Source organism: Streptomyces sp. NPDC091282 (assembly GCF_044757385.1).
GTDB classification, from domain to species: Bacteria; Actinomycetota; Actinomycetes; order Streptomycetales; family Streptomycetaceae; genus Streptomyces; species Streptomyces gramineus.
The window spans coordinates 320,685-339,682 of the sequence record NZ_JBIVUX010000003.1; the positions used below are offsets into that span (position 1 = coordinate 320,685).

Below are 18,998 nucleotides of genomic sequence, written 5' to 3' on the forward strand. Positions count from 1 at the left end.
ATGACTGCCAACGTCGACGGAGTGCCCGGAAAATTCGCGACACTCGGGCTTACCTACGACGACGTGCTGCTGCTGCCGGGCGCATCCGAGGTGCTCCCGAACGCGGTCGACACCTCGTCCCGCATCTCGCGCAACGTCCGGGTCAACATCCCGCTGCTGTCCGCCGCCATGGACAAGGTGACCGAGTCCCGCATGGCGATCGCGATGGCCCGCCTCGGCGGCGTCGGCGTCCTGCACCGCAACCTGTCGGTCGAGGACCAGGTCAACCAGGTCGACCTGGTGAAGCGGTCCGAGTCCGGCATGGTCACCGACCCCATCACGGTGCGCCCCGAGGCGACCCTCGCCGAGGCCGACGCGCTCTGTGCCAAGTTCCGCATCAGCGGCGTGCCCGTCACCGACCCGGCCGGCAAGCTGCTCGGCATCGTCACCAACCGCGACATGGCCTTCGAGAGCGACCGCTCCCGGCGCGTGCACGAGGTCATGACCCCGATGCCGCTGGTCACCGGCAAGGTCGGCATCTCCGGCACCGAGGCCATCCAGCTGCTGCGCAAGCACAAGATCGAGAAGCTGCCGCTGGTCGACGACGCGGGTGTCCTCAAGGGCCTGATCACGGTCAAGGACTTCGTCAAGGCCGAGAAGTACCCGAACGCCGCCAAGGACGCCGAGGGCCGCCTGCTCGTCGGCGCCGCCGTCGGCGCCAGCCCCGAGGCGCTGGAGCGGGCCCAGGCGCTCGCCGAGGCCGGCGCGGACTTCCTGGTCGTCGACACCTCGCACGGCCACAACAGCAACGCCCTCAGCTGGATGGCGAAGATCAAGTCGAGCGTGGACGTCGACGTGATCGGCGGCAACGTCGCCACCCGCGACGGCGCCCAGGCCCTCATCGACGCCGGCGTGGACGGCATCAAGGTGGGCGTCGGCCCCGGCTCCATCTGCACCACGCGCGTGGTCGCCGGTATCGGTGTCCCGCAGGTCACCGCGATCTACGAGGCCTCCCTCGCGGCCCGACCGGCCGGCATCCCGCTGATCGGCGACGGCGGCCTGCAGTACTCCGGCGACATCGGCAAGGCCCTCGCGGCCGGCGCCGACACCGTGATGCTCGGCAGCCTGCTGGCCGGCTGCGAGGAGTCGCCCGGCGAGCTGCTCTTCATCAACGGCAAGCAGTTCAAGTCGTACCGCGGCATGGGCTCGCTGGGCGCGATGCAGTCCCGCGGCCAGGGCCGGTCGTACTCCAAGGACCGCTACTTCCAGGCCGAGGTGGCCTCCGACGACAAGCTCGTGCCCGAGGGCGTCGAGGGCCAGGTGCCCTACCGCGGCCCGCTCTCCAACGTGCTGCACCAGCTCGTCGGCGGCCTGCGCCAGACCATGGGCTACGTGGGCGCCGCCACCATCGACGAGATGGAGTCCAAGGGCCGGTTCGTCCGCATCACCTCCGCGGGCCTCAAGGAGAGCCACCCGCACGACATCCAGATGACGGTCGAGGCCCCGAACTACAGCCGCAAGTAGTCTCCACGGTCTTTCCAGGGCGGTCCCGGGCGCACCGGGGCCGCCCTCGCCGTGCCCGTCGGCGATACTGGAAGACGCTGAAACGAAGAGGGAAAGGCCACAGACGTGACTGAGATCGAGATCGGGCGCGGCAAGCGCGGCCGCCGGGCGTACGCCTTCGACGACATCGCCGTCGTCCCCAGCCGCCGTACGCGGGACCCGAAGGAGGTCTCGATCACCTGGCAGATCGACGCCTACCGCTTCGAGCTGCCGTTCCTGGCCGCCCCCATGGACTCGGTCGTCTCCCCGGCCACCGCCATCCGCATCGGCGAGCTGGGCGGCCTCGGCGTGCTCAACCTCGAAGGCCTGTGGACCCGGCACGAGGACCCGCAGCCGCTGCTCGACGAGATCGTCGGGCTCCCCGCCGAGCAGGCCACCCGCCGGCTCCAGGAGATCTACGCGGCCCCCATCAAGGAGGAGCTGATCGGCGCGCGCATCAAGGAGGTGCGCGACTCCGGCGTGGTCACGGCGGCCGCGCTCTCCCCGCAGCGCACCGCCCAGTTCTCCAAGGCGGTCGTGGACGCGGGCGTGGACATCTTCGTCATCCGCGGTACGACGGTCTCCGCCGAGCACGTCTCGTCCTCGCACGAGCCGCTCAACCTTAAGCAGTTCATCTACGAGCTCGACGTCCCGGTGATCGTCGGCGGCTGCGCCACCTACACCGCGGCCCTGCACCTGATGCGCACGGGCGCCGCGGGCGTCCTCGTCGGCTTCGGCGGCGGCGCGGCCCACACCACCCGCAACGTGCTCGGCATCCAGGTCCCGATGGCCACCGCGGTCGCCGACGTGGCCGCCGCCCGCCGCGACTACATGGACGAGTCCGGCGGCCGGTACGTGCACGTGATCGCCGACGGCGGTGTCGGCTGGTCCGGCGACCTGCCCAAGGCGATCGCCTGCGGTGCGGACGCGGTCATGATGGGCTCGCCGCTCGCCCGCGCCACGGACGGCCCCGGCAAGGGCCACCACTGGGGCATGGAGGCGGTCAACGAGGAGCTGCCGCGCGGCAAGAAGGTCGACCTCGGCACGGTCGGCACCCTGGAGGAGATCCTCACCGGCCCGTCCCACACCCCCGACGGCTCGATGAACCTCTTCGGCGCACTGCGGCGGGCCATGGCCACGACCGGCTACAGCGAGCTGAAGGAGTTCCAGCGCGTCGAGGTGACGGTGGCGGACAGCCAGCACAAGCGGTAGTCGCCGCGCGACGCACGGAGGGCCGGTCACCCGAGGCGGTGACCGGCCCTCCGTGCGTGCCGCGGGCCGGTCAGCCGGCCGCCTTCCTGGCGCCCGAGAACGCCGCCCACCCGGCGATCGCGAAGAAGAGGAAGGTCAGCGGGTCGGCCTCCTCCTTCCACGCGTCCTGGACGACACCGAAGTGCTGGAAGAACACCTCGGAGAAGCCGAGGTCGAGCTGGTCGGCACCGATCATCGCCTCGCCGACGAGCTGGCCGAGGTAGACGGAGCCGAGCGCGAGGAGTGCGGCGGCGACGGCGAGCACCGGGTTGCGGCCGCCGAGCCTGCCCGCCGCGAGGCCGATGACGAAGCCGACGCCGACGGCCGCCCAGCCGATCTCGTGCTCGGTGAAGCCGATGATCATGCCGTAGAGGGCCGCGGCGGCGACGGCCGCGACGACGGCGGCGGCCAGCCCGAGGGCGACGTTGCCGCGGAGCGGCGCGGGCGGCTGCGGGACGGCCACGGGTGCCTGCTGGGCGAACGGGTTGCCGTCGGCGGGCTGCGGCACCTGCTGCACGGCCGGCGCCGGCTGCGCCTCGGGCCGGGACGGCGACTGCGGCTGCGGCGGTGGAGCTGACTGGCTCATGACAGGAAATCCCCCCTGGTGGATCACTGCGCGAACAGTGGGAAAAGCGGCGTACGCACACCTGTGCGACGCGAGTGAGGGGAGATTAACAGGGGCCTGTGACAACGCCCCTGGCGTTTTTCGCGTCCGGCCCTCGCGGCCGGAGCCTCAGAGCCGGTGCGCCGCCCCCGTCGGAGTCGCCCCGCGGGTGTCGAGGAGCAGTTGCGCCTTCACCGACAGGCCCTGGAGGTCGTAGGTCCGGTGCTGCTGGACCAGGATCGTCAGATCGGCGTCGGCGGCCGCCTCGTAGAGGGAGTCCGCGCGGGGGACCGGGCGGTCCAGGACGTTCCAGGACGCGATGTGCGGGTCGTGGTAGCTGACCGAGGCGCCCAGTTCCATCAGCCGGATCGCGATCTCGCGCGCGGGTGTGGCCTGCTGGTCGGCGAGGTCGGCCTTGTAGGTGACGCCGAGCAGCAGCACGCGCGCGCCGCGGGCCGACTTGCCGTGCTCGTTGAGCAGCGCGGCGGCGCGCTGGACGACGTAACCGGGCATCCGGTTGTTGACCTGCTGGGCCAGCTCCACCATCCGCAGACCGCGGCCCGCGACGCCGGACAGGTCCTGCGCGACGCCGTGGCCGCCGACGCCGGGGCCGGGGCGGAAGGCCTGGAAGCCGAACGGCTTGGTCTCCGCGCAGCGGATGACGTCCCACAGGTCGACGCCCAGGTCGTGGCAGAGAACGGCCATCTCGTTGACGAGGGCGATGTTGACGTGCCGGAAGTTGGTCTCCAGGAGGTGCACGGTCTCGGCCTCGCGCAGGCCCCGCGCGCGGACCACCTTGTCGGTGAGCCGGCCGTAGAAGGCGGCGGCCGACTCCGTGCACGCGGGCGTGAGACCGCCGATGACCTTCGGGGTGGTGGCGGGCGTGACGTCGCGGTTGCCCGGATCCACCCGGCTGGGCGAGTAGGCGAGGTGGAAGTCGCGGCCCGCGCGCAGGCCCGAGCCCTTCTCCAGCAGGGGCCGCAGGAAGTCCTCCGTGGTGCCCGGATGGACCGGCGACTCCAGGATCACCGTGGTGTGCGGGCGCAGCCGCTCGGCGAGGGTGCGGGCGGCGGCCTCCACCTGCCCGAGGTCGAGCCCGCCGTCGGCGCCGCGCGGGGTGGGCGCACAGATGACGGCCGTCCGGACCCGGCCCAGCTCGGCCGGGTCCTTGGCGACCCGGAAGCCCTTCGCGAGCATCCGGCGCAGTTCGGCGGGGCTGAGCGGGCCCGCCTCGGGTCCGGTGGCGTACCCGATCGTGGAGAGGCCGGCGGACACGGCGGCCTGGGCGAGGGGCAGGCCGTAGGGACCGAGTCCCATGACGGCGAGGTCTGCGGGCATGGCGTGGGCCGTCCTTCCCAGTAACCGAAGCGGGACAGGTGCGCAAGCCCGGTGGACAGGATGAGCGAAGCGCAATGTCAGACTAGGAGTAAATATGAACGTTATGTGGGATTGTGTACGTGTGTCTTCCGGGGTTCGGTGAGTGTTGTCCACAGGCTGCGGGTACGTGGTGGCTGAAGTCGGCCATCGCGGTCAGACTTTGGGCATGGGCCCCGCCTGCCGGGTGTGGCCGGGGCGAGTGACGACCGACGACGAGCCATGACCGATGGCGCAGAGCGGGAGGCAGCGGTGAGGACAGCGACACTGGGGCCGAAGCAGCGGGCGGAGTCCTTGGCGGCCATGGCCGAGCGCGAACTGGACGTGCTGGTCGTGGGCGGCGGAGTGGTCGGCGCGGGCACCGCGCTCGACGCGGCCACCCGCGGACTGAACACCGGCATAGTCGAGGCCCGGGACTGGGCCTCCGGCACCTCCAGCAGGTCGAGCAAGCTGGTCCACGGCGGCCTGCGCTATCTGGAGATGCTCGACTTCGCGCTGGTCCGCGAGGCACTCAAGGAGCGCGGCCTGCTCCTGGAGCGGCTGGCCCCGCACCTGGTCAAGCCGGTGCCGTTCCTCTACCCGCTCCAGCACCAGGGCTGGGAGCGCCTGTACGCGGGCTCGGGCGTCGCGCTCTACGACGCCATGTCGATGGCCCGCGGCCACGGACGCGGCCTGCCCGCCCACCGCCACCTGAGCCGCCGTCACGCCCTGCGCGTGGCCCCCGCCCTGCGCAAGGACGCCCTGGTCGGCGCCATCCAGTACTACGACGCGCAGATGGACGACGCCCGCTTCGTGGCCACCCTGGTACGCACCGCGGTCTCCTACGGCGCGAAGGCGGCCAACCGGGCGCGCGTGACCGGGTTCCTGCGCGAGGGCGAGCGGGTCGTCGGGGCCCGGGTGCTGGACGTGGAGGGCGGCGGCGAGTACGAGATCCACGCCCAGCAGGTCGTCAACGCGACCGGCGTGTGGACCGACGACACCCAGGCGATGGTCGGCGAGCGCGGCCAGTTCCACGTCCGCGCCTCCAAGGGCATCCACCTGGTCGTCCCCAAGGACCGCATCCACTCCACGAGCGGCCTGATCCTGCGCACCGAGAAGTCGGTCCTGTTCGTCATCCCCTGGGGCCGGCACTGGATCATCGGCACCACCGACACCGACTGGGACCTCGACAAGGCCCACCCGGCCGCCTCCAGCGCCGACATCGACTACCTGCTCAACCACGTCAACTCGGTGCTCGCGGTACCGCTGTCCCGTGACGACGTCCAGGGCGTGTACGCGGGACTGCGCCCGCTGCTGGCCGGCGAGTCCGACGCCACCAGCAAGCTGTCGCGCGAGCACACCGTCGCCCATCCGGCACCCGGGCTCGTGGTGGTCGCGGGCGGCAAGTACACGACGTACCGGGTGATGGCCAAGGACGCCGTCGACGAGGCGGTGCACGGGCTCGACATGCGGGTCGCGGAGTGCGTCACCGAGGACATCCCGCTGCTCGGCGCCGAGGGCTACCGGGCGATGTGGAACGCGCGGGCGAGGATCGCCGCCCGCACCGGCATCCACGTCGCACGGGTCGAACACCTGCTGAACCGGTACGGCTCGATGGCGGACGAACTCCTCGACCTCATCGCCGCCGACCCGTCCCTGGGCGAGCCGCTCGCGGCCGCCGAGGACTACCTGCGCGCCGAGGTCGTCTACGCCGCCTCCCACGAGGGCGCCCGCCACCTCGACGACGTCCTCACCCGCCGCACCCGCATCTCCATAGAGACCTTCGACCGGGGCACCCGCAGCGCCCGCGAGGTCGCCGAGCTGATGGCTCCGGTCCTCGGCTGGGACAAGGACCACATCGAGCGCGAGGTCGAGCACTACGAGAAGCGGGTGGAGGCGGAACGGGAGTCCCAGCTCCAGCCGGACGACCTGACGGCGGACGCGGCCCGCCTCGGAGCCCCGGACATCGTGCCGCTGTAGGCCCGCCGGAGGAAGGCGGAACCCCGGTCCTGCCGGCCGCGAGGACAGAACGCGGCCGCGAGCAGCGCGGGTTCGAGGGCCGGGTCCGCCACCGACGTCGTGTTCCCGCGGAACGTCAGGACGTGCCGGCCGTCCTCCGAGGCCGCGCCGCGCACGAAGCCGCCCGGGATCCGGCCGTTGTGCCCCCACACCGTCGGCCATGCCGAGGACGACGTGCCCGGTGCTGGAGCAGGAGAAGCGGCCGGCACCGGTCGAGGGAGGGGCAGCCGGTGTTCGGCGGCCAGTTGCAGGGCGACGGTGGCGATGAACGCCTTGGTGACGCGGCCCGCGGGGAGTGATCGGCGCGGCGGATGCCGGGGCCGGGGCCGCGTGGCGGACGCCGTCCCCGTCGCGTTCCAGGAGGGCCGCGGCGGGTGCTCCGCCTTTGGTGAGGAACTGTGACAGGAGCGGGTCGGTGACCTCCGCCGAGGACGCGGAAACGGCGGTCACCGGGGCCGGGAGCAGGGCGAGAGAGACCGGTATGGCCACCAGTGTCCGAAGCGACGGCACCCTGGTTCCTCCCTGGTCGCGGCTCGTCATCGCGCCCCGTGTGACCCATCGGTCACGTGGGGTTCGGGCCGGCCGGCCCCGACGGGCGATCAGGGGCACCCTGGGCGCCGGGCACTTGTCGGGTGAGGGACAATGAAGGCTCTGTCAGGGCGGGTTGCATGAGGGGACGCATGTCGGAGGCGGAGCGGGCGGGTAATTCCCGTCAGGAGACTCGTCAGGACAACAGCGAGCGTCTTCTCGCCGGGCGGTACCGGCTGGGACGCGTGCTCGGCCGCGGCGGTATGGGCACGGTGTGGCGCGCCGAGGACGAGACCCTCGGGCGGACGGTGGCCGTCAAGGAGCTGCGGTTCCCGACGAACATCGACGAGGAGGAGAAGCGGCGCCTGATCACGCGCACCCTGCGCGAGGCCAAGGCGATCGCCCGGATCCGCAACAACAGCGCGGTGACGGTCTTCGACGTGGTCGAGGAGGACGACCGGCCCTGGATCGTGATGGAGCTGGTCGAGGGCAGGTCGCTCGCGGAGGTCATCCGCGAGGACGGCGTGCTCAAGCCCAGGCGCGCGGCCGAGGTCGGGCTCGCGATCCTGGACGTGCTGCGCTCCGCGCACCGCGAGGGCATCCTGCACCGGGACGTGAAGCCGTCCAACGTGCTGATCTCCGAGGGCGACGGCCGGGTCGTGCTCACCGACTTCGGTATCGCCCAGGTCGAGGGCGACCCGTCGATCACCTCCACCGGCATGCTCGTCGGCGCCCCCTCCTACATCTCCCCGGAGCGCGCCCGCGGTCACAAGCCCGGCCCGGCGGCCGACCTGTGGTCGCTCGGCGGCCTGCTGTACGCGGCGGTCGAGGGCGCACCGCCGTACGACAAGGGGTCGGCGATCGCCACGCTGACCGCCGTGATGACCGAGCAGCTGGAGGAACCCAAGAACGCGGGTCCGCTCCGGGACGTCATCTACGGGCTGCTCACCAAGGACCCGGCCCAGCGGCTGGACGACGCCGGTGCGCGGGCGATGCTCAACGCGGTGATCAAGGCGCCCGAGGACCTGCCCGTCGACGCCACCCGGGTCGTGCCGCTGCCCGCGCAGCCGGACGCGACGCGGGAGGAGAAGGCCACCACGGCCCGGCGGAGCGAGGAGGCCGGGGAGAAGCTGCGCGGAGCGCTGCGGTCCGTGCGCAAGGCCGCGGGCGCGGCGGGCGCGTCGGCCGCGGCCCGGCCGAAGGACGCCGCTGCCGGGACGGCCGCCGCCTCCGGTCAGGCTGCCTCCGATCAGGCCGCCTCCGGTTCGGCTCCGGTCGCCGGCTCCGCGAGCGGCGCGCGTCCCGCCGCGGCCACCCCCTCCGTCGGGACCGGCGCGGACGGCGCGGCGGCGGGGACCAAGCCCGCCGCGGGCCGGGCGAGTTCCGGGTGGCCGGTCATGCCGCCACCGGATCTGGACCTGGCGCCCCGGCCCGTGCCCCGGGCCCCGCTGACCGACGTGGTGCCCAGGCGGACCCTGGTGATCATCGCCGTGGTGGTGGCCCTCGCGGTCCTCGGCACCGTGCTCGCCCTCACGCTGGGCGGCGGCGACGGGGACGACAAGGGGAGCGGCCAGAGCGGCGGTTCCAAGGCGGTGGCCAGCTCGGACACGAGCAAGGGCTCCGGCGCGGCTTCCGGTTCGGGATCCGGCGGCGGATCCGCCACCAAGGAGGACACCAGCGGCGGCAAGGAGACCGACGGCGACTCCGCGGCGGCCACCGGCTCCGGGAACTCCGGAGGCAAGGACGACTCGGACGACAAGGGGGGTTCCTCCGGGTCGAACTCCAGTGGCAGCGACGACAGCTCGTCGGTGGCGCAGACCTACAAGGGCGGCCAGGGGTACTCGATCGGGCTGCCCGCGGGCTGGAAGTTCCAGACCGGCAGCTCCGCCGGCGACCGGTTCACCGGGCCCGACGGGCAGAAGCTGCTGATCGCCTGGACGAGCACGCCCAAGGACGACCCGGTGGCGGATTGGAAGAACCAGGAGCGGTACATGGTCCGCTCCCAGTACCAGAAGATACGCATAGCGAGCGTGGACTACCGCGGCTGGAACACGGCCGACTGGGAGTTCACCTACGTCGACGGCGGTACCGAGTACCGGACCGTGGACCGCGGGTTCGTCGTCAGCTCGAAGCAGGGGTACGCGCTGATGTACACCGCGAAGGCCGCGGACTGGAACGGTGAGCTGCGCGCGGACACCTGGAAGACGCTGGCGGCGAGCTTCCGGCCGAAGTGACAAATTCGCATCGCCTCAATGCAATGTGCCTCCGGCACGTATCGTGAGTGGTTGCGGACCGTACGCATCCAGGTAGGTGTGCGGAACGGCCCGCGAAACGAGCGGATTTGACCACCGGCCGGCCGGGGGAGGCAACGTGGACGACTACGCGGGTCGGGTGCTCGCCGACCGCTACCGCCTGCCCCTGCCCCCCTCCGACGAGTACGAACACACCGAGACCCGGGCCTTCGACACCTACAGCGGGCAGGAGGTCTACGTCCGGCAGGTGCCGCTGCCCGAGGTCGTCGAGGCCGAGGTGCTGGACGCGGAGGGGCTGCCCGACGGGTTCACGGCCCGTGACCGCGGCGCGCGCCGGCCGCCGTCCGCCCGCGCCGCGACACGCCGGCCGAGCGATCCCGCCGTGCGCCGCGCCGTGGAGGCCGCGCAGGCCGCCGCCCGGATCCCCGACCATCCCCGGCTCGACCAGGTCTTCGACGTCTTCGCCGAGGGCGGTTCGCTCTGGATCGTCAGCGAGTTCGTCTCCGCGCGGTCGCTGGCGACCCTGCTCGCCGAACGCCCGCTGTCGCCGTACCGGGCCGCCGAGGTGGCCTCCGACGTGCTGATGGCCCTCCGGGTGCTGCACGCGCACGGCTGGGTGCACCGCAACATCACCGCCCGCACGGTCCTCGTCTGCGACGACGGCCGGGTGATGCTGACCGGCCTCGCGGTCGGCGCGGCGGAGGAGGCGCTGTGCGGGTACGACCCGGTGCCGGCGCCGGAAGGTGAGGGCGGCGGTGCGGCGGCGGAGGGTTCCGCCATATCCGGCGGTCCGGCCGGTCCCGGAGGCGCGGGCGCCCTCGCCGTCGGGAGCATCGGAAGCACGGGTGGTGCGGCGGGTGGTACGACCGGCGCGCGCCCGGCGCCCGGCGTGCCGGACACGGACCCCGAGGCCGCCCGGCGCGCCGCCATCCAGGCCCGTGCCGCAGGCGGGCTGCCCGCGGCCGGATCCGAGGAGGGCTCGGGCGGTGCCGGTACGGGCGCGGTGGAGCGGCGTGCGCTGGAGACCGGCACCGACGTGCGCGCCGCGCGGGCCGGGGCGATCGCCGCGTACCGGGCGGGGGCCAGGGCCGCCGCCCGGGTCCAGGAGACCCAGCAGAACGGCCGCGCCGCCCTCCCCGGCGCCCGCCCGCCCACGGACCAGCACCCCGACACCTCCGCCCACCGCCCGCCGTACGGCCAGGGAACGGCCAACGGCGTGTCGGAGTCGCCGTACGGCCAGGGTCCCGCCAATGGCGTCTCGGAGTCGCCGTACGGTCCGGGCCGGACGAACGGTGGATCGGAATCGCCGTACGGCCAGGGCCAGTCCGACGGCCCGTCGCAGTCCCCGTACGTTCCGGGGCAGGCCAACGGTGTCGCGCAGTCGCCGTACGGGCGGGGCCAGGCCGAGCTGGAGGCGCCCGGAGGCGGCCAGCGGGCCGCCGGTGCCGTGCCGCCGGGGCGGATCGCCGACCCGTACGGGGTGAGCGGCGCGCCCTCGTCCTGGCACGGGGCGGTGCCCCGCCCCGGCATGCCTCCCGCGGAGCGCACCGCGCCGCCGGCCGTCGGCCCCGGCACGTCTCCCGCGGAGCGCACCGCGCTCCCGGCCGCCGGGCCCGGCACCGACGTGCCGCGTCCGGTCGTGCCCGCGCAGACACCTCGCTGGGGTGAGGCGGGCGCCGCCGTGACGGCGCGGCGCGGACCCACGACCGCGCTGGCCGCCGAGCGCGCCAGGCAGGTGCGGATGACCGTGGTCGGGCCGGTCACCGAGCGCTGGGCGCCGGAGCAGGCCGGACCCGTGCACGAGAACTGGCAGCTGGCGGCGCCCATCGGCCCGGCCACCGACCTGTGGGCGCTCGGCGCGCTGCTGTTCCGGGCCGTGCAGGGACACGCGCCGTATCCGGAGGAGTCGACGGCCGAACTGGTGCAGCTGGTGTGCTCGGAGCCGCCCGCCTTCGCCGAGGAGTGCGGATCGCTTCGGCCGGTCGTGGAGTCGCTGCTGCGTCAGGACCCCACCGAGCGCCTGGACTTCGAGGAGCTGCGCGGCTGGCTGCGTTCGCTGGTGCGTTCCGCGCCCGAGCCGGACGCCGGCGCGCACGTCGTCGCCGCACCGCCGGCCGCCGATCCGGCCCGGCTGCCGATCGTCCGCCGTCGCGGTCAACTGGTGCGCTGGCGCCGGGCCGGGCTGCCGGCGACCAGTCCGCACGGGCGGCACAAGCGGGGCCGCCAGGAGGCGGGTTCACCGCGCAGACTCGGCCGGACGCTGCTCCTGGTGGTGCTGCTCCTGCTGGCTGGCGCGGTCGCGTACGCCATGCTGTTCCTGCCGAAGAAGGACAGCGGCGCGACCGGCGGCGACCGGACGGGCTCGGCCGGCCAGACCAGCGCCGCGCCCGGTCCGACCACCGAGCCGACCCCGACGCAGACGACGGCCCCGTCCACCGAGACGCAGACCACCGCCGGTTCGACGGGCGGCGCCCCGGCCGGCGACGGGTTCACCCTGCGCGAGGACCCGGACGGCTTCCAGGTCGCCGTCGCCAAGGGCTGGAGCCGCACACCGCGCAACGGCAGCGGCCAGGTGGTGTACGCGCACGGCAAGTTCGAGCTGATCGTCGTCGCCGGACGGGACAGCGCGGCCTCCTACGGCAGCGACCCGATGACGTACCAGCGCGACAAGGAACGGGAGTTGCAGCCGTACCGGGACTCCAGCTGGGCCACGGCGAGCGGACTGCGGACCATCACGGTGGGCGAGCAGGTCTCCGCCGAGGGGCAGTTCACCTGGACGGACAGTCAGGAAGGCGACCTGTTCGTACGGAACATGGTCTTCCTGATCAATGGGCGGTACCACATCGTCCAGGTCCGCGGCCCGGAGTCGGAGCGGGACAAGGTGACCCAGCTGTACGAGAAGGCGTCCTCGACGTACAAGTACACGGGCTGAGCGTCAACGCCGGTGCGAGCCGGATGGTTCCCGTTCCGATGGGGGGATTGCGTTCACATTCCGTGCCGAAAGCGAAAACCGTCACAGTGCTGTCTCCGTGGGACCCCACCGGTTCCATGACCGCAGGGGGGTCCTTAGTCTGACCCTGACAAGACCATTGCGGGGCAACGTGAATCAGATGCAGGGCCTGCTCATCGCGGGCCGGTACCGGCTGGCCGACATCATCGGCAGCGGCGGCATGGGCAGGGTGTGGCGCGCCCACGACGAAGTGCTGCACCGGGCCGTCGCCATCAAGGAGCTGACGGCCGCGCTCTACGTCTCCGAGAGCGACCAGGCCGTCCTGCTGGCCCGCACCCGGGCCGAGGCCCGGGCCGCGGCGCGCATCAACCACTCCGCCGTCGTCACCGTGCACGACGTCCTCGAACACGACGGCCGCCCGTGGATCGTCATGGAACTGGTCGAGGGCCACTCGCTGGCCGACGAGGTCAAGGAACGCGGGCGCGTCGAGCCGCGGGAGGCCGCCCGGATCGGGCTGTGGGTGCTGCGCGCGCTGCGCGCCGCGCACGGCGCCGGCGTCCTGCACCGGGACATCAAGCCGGGCAACGTCCTGCTCGGCCGGGACGGCCGGGTCCTCCTCACCGACTTCGGCATCGCGCAGATCGAGGGCGACACCACGATCACCCGTACCGGCGAAGTCGTCGGATCCGTCGACTACCTCGCGCCGGAGCGCGTGCGCGGGCACGACCCGGGGCCGTCCTCCGACCTGTGGGCGCTGGGCGCGACGCTGTACACCGCGGTGGAGGGGCGCTCGCCGTTCCGCCGCACCTCGCCGCTGACCACCATGCAGGCCGTCGTCGAGGACGAGGCCACCGAACCGCGCAACGCGGGCCCGCTGGAGCCGGTCATCACCGCGCTGCTGCGCAAGGAGCCCGACCAGCGGCCCGGCCCCGAGGAGACCGAGCAGATGCTCGCCGAGGCGGCGGAGGGCCGACGGCCCAGCGGCGCCCAGGCGTACGTACCGACACGGTCGCAGGTCACCGAGGTGCCCCGGCCCGACCCCGGCACCCCGTACGGCGGTTCGCACGACAGCTCACGGGACTCGGCGTCGTACGGCAGCCCCTACGCCGGCGCGCAGGGCGGACCCTACGGCGACTCGCGCGGCGGTTCCTACGGCGGTTCCTACGAGGGCCGGAGCACCGCGGGCAGCTCCACGAACCCGGCGACGACCATCGGACCACCCCCCGCCTCCGGCCGGACCGGCCGACGCCGCCTGCGCACGCTCGCCGTGGTCGTCGCCGTGGCCGCACTCCTCGGCGGCGGCGCGGCGATCGCCCTGCAGAACTGGAACTCCGGCCACCGGGACGGATCCGACGGCGCGGCCGGCCCGGCCACGTCCGGTTCGTCCCCGGCGAGCCCGACCTCGACGCCGGACGGCGCGGTCCCCGCCGACTGGCATTCCGTGCAGGACCCGCTGGGCTTCAAGCTCTCCCTGCCCAAGGGCTGGAAGCGGAGCGTCTACGGCATCAACGGCGACCTCAAGCAGATCGACTACACGCCCGACGGCGGCCGCCACTTCCTGCGCATCGCCGTCGACAGCTCGCCCGACTTCTCCGACGCGTTCGCCCACCAGCTGGACCTGGAGCAGCAGTTGCAGCGGCTGGTCGACTACCGGCGCGTGACCATGAGGAAGAACCTGTACCGGGACCGGGAAGGGTCGGTGTGGGACTACACCTGGACCGCGCTGGCCAAGGACGGGGCGAACACCGCCGGGCCGCGGCGCGCGATCGAGGAGACCTACTACTCCCGGGAGGGCGTCGAGTACGCCATCTACATGTCGTCGCCCGCGAAGGACTGGCCCACCGCGAGCAAACAGTTCACATGGGTGCTGCAGAGCTGGGATCCGGGAACGTCCGGCTGACGCCGTACGCCCCCATGTGCTGCCGGAGTCCGGTTTGTTGGCCGGTCGGCGTCCGGAACGGCGGCGTCCGGTGGGGCATCATGGGCCCATGGGGACCGACGGGGAAGCCGTTCGTCTGATCGCGGGGCGTTATCGCCTGGAAACGCGGCTCGGGCGGGGCGGAATGGGTGTCGTGTGGCGCGCTACCGATCAGTTGCTCGGCCGGCAGGTCGCCGTGAAGGAACTCACCGTCGACGACTCGCTCCCGGACGACGACGCCCGGCTGCGCCGCGACCGCACCCTGCGTGAGGCGCAGGCCGTAGCGCAGCTGCACCACCCGCACATCATCGTGGTGCACGACGTGGTCGAGGAGGGCGAACGCCCCTACATCGTCATGGAGTTGATCGACGGGGGCTCGCTCGCCGACCGGATCTCCCGGAACGGCCCGGTCGACGTCGCCGAGACCGCCCGGATCGGCGTCGCCCTGCTGAGCGCGCTGCGGACGGCGCACACGGCCGGGGTCCTGCACCGGGACATCAAACCGGCGAACGTGCTCGTGGAGACCGGCACCGGGCGTGTCGTGCTCACCGACTTCGGAATCGCCCAGGTCGCGGGCGCCACCACGCTCACCGAGACCGGGTCCTTCGTCGGATCGCCCGAGTACACCGCGCCCGAGCGCATGTCCGGCTCCAGGTCCGGTCCCGCCTCCGACCTGTGGTCGCTGGGCGTCCTGCTGTGCGCGGCCCTCAGCGGCGAGTCGCCGTTCCGCCGCGACTCGCTCGGCGGGATCCTGCACGCCGTGGTCTCCGACGAGATCCGGCCACCGTCCCAGGCGGAGCCCCTGCTGCCGGTCGTACGAGGGCTGCTGGAGCGGGACCCCGAGCGGCGGCTGGGCGCGGCGGAGGCCGAGCGGATGCTGCGCGGGTTCCTGGAGACCGGGACCGTGCCGGCCGCGTCCGCCGCGGACGGCGCCGCCGCGTACACGCCGACCCAGCGCGACGTGCCCTGGCCGCCCGCCCCGGCACCGGACGGCCCGCCCCGGTACTCGTCCCGCGGGGTGCTGGTCGCCGCGCTGCTGGTCGCGGCGATGGCCGGGGCCGGGGTGTCGGCGGCCGCGCTGCTCTTCCACGGCGGCGGAGGCGGCGGCGGGCCGGCTCCCGGGCCCTCGGCGTCGGTCTCCGCGCCGCGCCCGACGGCCACCGCCCCGACCCCGTCCCGGACACCCCCGTCGGCCTCGCCGTCCGTACACCCGTCCTCGTCCCCGCCCGCGTCCGCGAACTCCCGGCAGGTGCCGTCCGGTTACCGTCTCGCGCGGGATCCCGGCGGCTTCTCCCTCGCCGTACCCGAGGACTTCACCCGCGACCCGCAGGGCCAGCGTGTCTTCTACCTGTCACCGGGTCAGGCCTTCCGGCTCGGTGTCCGGGTGTCCGAGCCGCAGACCGGCGGTCCGGGGACGGCGATGCGGCGGGCGGCGGCCGAGGGCCCGAGCACCAACCCCGGCTACCACGACGGCCGGGTCACCGACACCACCCGTTCCGGACACCCGGCCGCCTTCTGGGAGTTCACCTGGAAGGGGTTCAGCGCGGCGGAGGGGCCCCGGCACACCTTCGACCTGTGCTGGGAGGAGGGCGGCCGGCTGTACGACGTGTGGGTGTCGGCGCCGGTCGGGAAGGTGCGGGAGGCACGCGAGTACTTCGACGTGGCCGTGGACACGTTCGTCCCGGGCCGGGCACCGGATCGCTCCGCGGGCCGCTGACCGTGCCGCTTCGACAAGGGCATGGTGCGCAAGGTACTCATGTGCCATGAGTGAAGACGGCGAACGGCCGGTCGGGGAACGTCTGATCGGCGGGCGCTACCGGCTCGCCGAGCGCATCGGCTCCGGGCCGACGGGCACCGTGTGGCGTGCCCGCGACGAGCAGGACGGGCGCCGGGTCGCCGTCAAGGAGCCGCGCCTGACCGGCGAACCGGACGCCGGGGAACGGCAGCGCGCCGCCCACCGCCTGCTGCACGAGGCCCGGGCCGCCGCACGCGTCGACCACCCGGCCGCCGTCACCATCCTCGACGTACTGCTGGAGAACGAACTTCCCTGGGTCGTCATGGAGTTGGTGGAGGGCCCGTCGCTGCAGGAGGCCCTCGCCGCGGACGGCCCGCTGGCGCCCGCCGAGGCCGCCAGGATCGGGCTCGCGGTGCTCGGCGCCCTGCACGCCGCCCACTGCGTCGGCATCGTGCACCGCGACCTCAAGCCGTCCAACGTCCTCCTGGAGTCCGGGGGCGACCGGGTCGTACTGACCGACTTCGGCATCGGCGCGGGCCAGCAGGCACAGCAGGGTCAGCAGTCGGAGCAGTCGGAGCAGTCGGAGCAGTCGGAGCAGTCGGAGCAGTCGGAGCAGTCGGAGCGGTCAGAGCAGACAGAGCAGACAGAGCAGTCAGCGCAGTCGCAGCAAGGGCAGCAGTCACAGCGGAACCGGCCGGAAGAGCGCAGCCCCCAAGGTCACGGCGTCCCCGACGGCTTCCTGGCGCCCGAGTGCGCCGCCGGGCGCGGTGCCGGGCCCGCCTCCGACCTGTGGTCGCTGGGCGCGCTGCTGCGGGCGGCCACCGCGCCGGACCCCGGTCCGCTCGGCCCGCTCCTGGAGCGCCTGCTCGCCCCCGACCCGGAGGCCCGTCCGGCCGCCCCGGAGGCGGCCGAGGTCCTCGCCGAGGCCGCCGGTACGGCCCTGCCGGCGTGGGTCACCGAGCCCCCGGCCCCGGCACCGCGCTCGCCCCGGGCCGAGCCGCCCCCGACGGCCTCCGAACCCCGTCGCCTCACGCCCTTCGCCGCCCTCGGCCTCCTTCTCGCCAAAAAGCCGGAACGCGGCTGAACGCGGGCTCCCGCCCCGTCCAACCCCCTGATCAGCACATTCCCTGCCAGTGATCACTGGCACTGTGTGAGCACTCGGTGAATCCGGGTTACCCACGGGTACCCAAAGGCCCCGCTCCCGAATACCCTGCGGCCATGACGGACTCGCAGGCCCCGGCCCCCGCACCGGCCACCACCGGCACGAACCCGCTCGCTCCCGCCCCCGCGGGGGCCCGAACCGCCGCCGACGTGGTCACGCCCGAGCTGGTCGCCCAGCTCACCAAGGGCGTCGTCGGCTCCGGCCGTACGGCCAACCACACGCCCTTCACCGGCGAGAAGCTGGCCGACCTGCCCGAGTCCAACCCCGAGGACGTGGCGAAGGCCTTCGAGGCGGCCCGTGCCGCGCAGGCCGTGTGGGCGAAGGTGCCGGTGCGGCAGCGCGCGGCCGTCCTGCTGCGCTTCCACGACCTGGTGCTGGCCCGGCAGGCGGAGGTCCTCGACCTCATCCAGCTGGAGACCGGCAAGGCCCGCCTGCACGCGCACGAGGAGGTGCAGGCCGTCGCCGTGGCCGCCCGGCACTACGGCCGCAAGGCGCCCGCCTACCTGCGCCCCAAGCGGCACGCCGGCGCCATGCCCACCCTCACCAAGGTCACCGAACTCCGGCACCCGCGGGGCGTGGTCGGCCAGATCGCCCCCTGGAACTACCCGCTCGAACTCTCCGTCGGCGACGCGCTGCCCGCCTTCGTCGCGGGCAACGCGGTCGTCATGAAGCCGGACACCGAGACCTGCCTGACCGCCCTGTGGGCCCGCGACATCCTCATCGAGGCCGGGCTGCCCGCCGACGTCTTCCAGGTCGTCCTCGGCGAGGGCCCGGTCGTCGGCCCCGAGGTCGTCCGGCACGCCGACTACGTCTCCTTCACCGGCTCCACCCGCACCGGGCGCGAGGTCGCGCAGGGCGCGGCGGCCCGGCTGGTCGGTGTCTCCCTCGAACTCGGCGGCAAGAACGCCATGCTGGTCCTGGAGGACGCCGACATCGAGAAGGCGGCGGCCGGCGCGGTCCGCGCCTGCTTCTCCTCGGCCGGCCAGCTCTGCATCTCCATCGAGCGGCTGTACGTCCACGAGTCCGTCGCCGACGCTTTCGTCGAGCGGTTCGCCGCCCGCACCAGGGCCATGCGGCTGGGCCGCTCGCTGGCCTACGGCGCGGACATGGGATCCCTGGTGGGGGAGCGGCAGTTGGAGACGGTCAGCCGCCACGTGGCGGAGGCCGTGGAGAAGGGCGCGACCGTCGTCGCGGGCGGCACCGCACGCCCCGACATCGGCCCCTACTTCTACGAGCCGACCATCCTGGACGGCGTCGAGGACGCGATGGCCGTCTGCACGGAGGAGACCTTCGGCCCGGTCGTCTCCCTCTACCGCTTCAGGACCGAGGACGAGGCCGTCGAGCACGCCAACGGCACGCCGTACGGCCTGAACTCCTCGGTCTGGACGAGGAACGGCAGCCGCGGCCGCGCCGTCGCCGCCCGCCTGCGCACCGGCACCGTGAACGTCAACGAGGGCTACGCGCCCGCCTACGGCAGCGTCCAGTCCCCGATGGGCGGCATGAAGGACTCGGGTCTCGGCCGCCGGCACGGCTCGGAGGGCATCCTCAAGTACACCGAGGCGCAGACCGTGGCCCAGCAGCGCCTGCTCCCCATGGCCCCCTCCCTCGGCATGGACGACGAGAAGTACGCCGCCTTCATGAGCACGAGTCTGAAGGTGATGAAGGCGCTGAGGCTGCGCTGAGGCGCCCCTCCGGGGACGCGGAG

11 protein-coding genes are annotated in these 18,998 nt (G+C 73.4%); 9 read left to right on the forward strand and 2 right to left on the reverse strand.

Annotated features, from left to right (window positions below; genetic code table 11):
• Complete coding sequence (gene guaB / locus ACIQOE_RS15340; protein ID WP_351318246.1) at positions 1-1,503, forward strand: IMP dehydrogenase; 1,503 nt, start codon at positions 1-3, stop codon at positions 1,501-1,503.
• 105 nt (positions 1,504-1,608) lie between these two features.
• Positions 1,609-2,733 carry a GuaB3 family IMP dehydrogenase-related protein gene (locus ACIQOE_RS15345; RefSeq protein ID WP_351318248.1) on the forward strand — a complete coding sequence of 375 codons (1,125 nt, stop codon included), beginning with the start codon at positions 1,609-1,611 and terminating at the stop codon, positions 2,731-2,733.
• Positions 2,734-2,803: 70 nt separating this feature from the next.
• On the opposite strand, the gene ACIQOE_RS15350 is transcribed toward ACIQOE_RS15345, so the two are convergent.
• Together ACIQOE_RS15350 and ACIQOE_RS15355 are read right to left on the reverse strand one after the other, a co-directional pair.
• Positions 2,804-3,358 carry a hypothetical protein gene (locus ACIQOE_RS15350; protein WP_401411870.1) on the reverse strand — a complete coding sequence of 185 codons (555 nt, stop codon included), beginning with the start codon at positions 3,356-3,358 and terminating at the stop codon, positions 2,804-2,806.
• Positions 3,359-3,505: 147 nt separating this feature from the next.
• Positions 3,506-4,714: a nucleotide sugar dehydrogenase gene (locus ACIQOE_RS15355; RefSeq protein WP_351318252.1), complete on the reverse strand. Its 1,209-nt coding sequence runs from the start codon at positions 4,712-4,714 to the stop codon at positions 3,506-3,508.
• A 288-nt stretch (positions 4,715-5,002) separates the two neighbouring features.
• On the opposite strand from ACIQOE_RS15355, the gene ACIQOE_RS15360 reads away from it, so the two are divergent.
• The 7 genes from ACIQOE_RS15360 (at position 5,003) to ACIQOE_RS15390 (ending at position 18,975) form a co-directional block, all read left to right on the forward strand.
• Positions 5,003-6,709: a glycerol-3-phosphate dehydrogenase/oxidase gene (locus ACIQOE_RS15360; protein ID WP_351318254.1), complete on the forward strand. Its 1,707-nt coding sequence runs from the start codon at positions 5,003-5,005 to the stop codon at positions 6,707-6,709.
• Between the two features lie 719 nt (positions 6,710-7,428).
• Positions 7,429-9,510: a protein kinase gene (locus tag ACIQOE_RS15365; protein ID WP_401411871.1), complete on the forward strand. Its 2,082-nt coding sequence runs from the start codon at positions 7,429-7,431 to the stop codon at positions 9,508-9,510.
• A gap of 136 nt (positions 9,511-9,646) precedes the next feature.
• The gene (locus ACIQOE_RS15370; RefSeq protein WP_401411872.1) at positions 9,647-12,460 is read left to right on the forward strand and encodes a protein kinase; all 2,814 of its coding nucleotides are present in this window, start codon (positions 9,647-9,649) and stop codon (positions 12,458-12,460) included.
• 178 nt (positions 12,461-12,638) lie between these two features.
• Complete coding sequence (locus ACIQOE_RS15375; protein ID WP_399012423.1) at positions 12,639-14,378, forward strand: serine/threonine-protein kinase; 1,740 nt, start codon at positions 12,639-12,641, stop codon at positions 14,376-14,378.
• A gap of 88 nt (positions 14,379-14,466) precedes the next feature.
• Positions 14,467-16,113 (forward strand): serine/threonine-protein kinase, encoded by a 1,647-nt coding sequence (locus ACIQOE_RS15380; protein WP_401411874.1) that lies wholly within the window; start codon positions 14,467-14,469, stop codon positions 16,111-16,113.
• A 46-nt stretch (positions 16,114-16,159) separates the two neighbouring features.
• Positions 16,160-17,215 carry a serine/threonine-protein kinase gene (locus tag ACIQOE_RS15385; protein ID WP_401411876.1) on the forward strand — a complete coding sequence of 352 codons (1,056 nt, stop codon included), beginning with the start codon at positions 16,160-16,162 and terminating at the stop codon, positions 17,213-17,215.
• 134 nt (positions 17,216-17,349) lie between these two features.
• Complete coding sequence (locus tag ACIQOE_RS15390; protein WP_365554807.1) at positions 17,350-18,975, forward strand: succinic semialdehyde dehydrogenase; 1,626 nt, start codon at positions 17,350-17,352, stop codon at positions 18,973-18,975.
• The last annotated feature ends 23 nt before the right edge of the window (positions 18,976-18,998 follow it).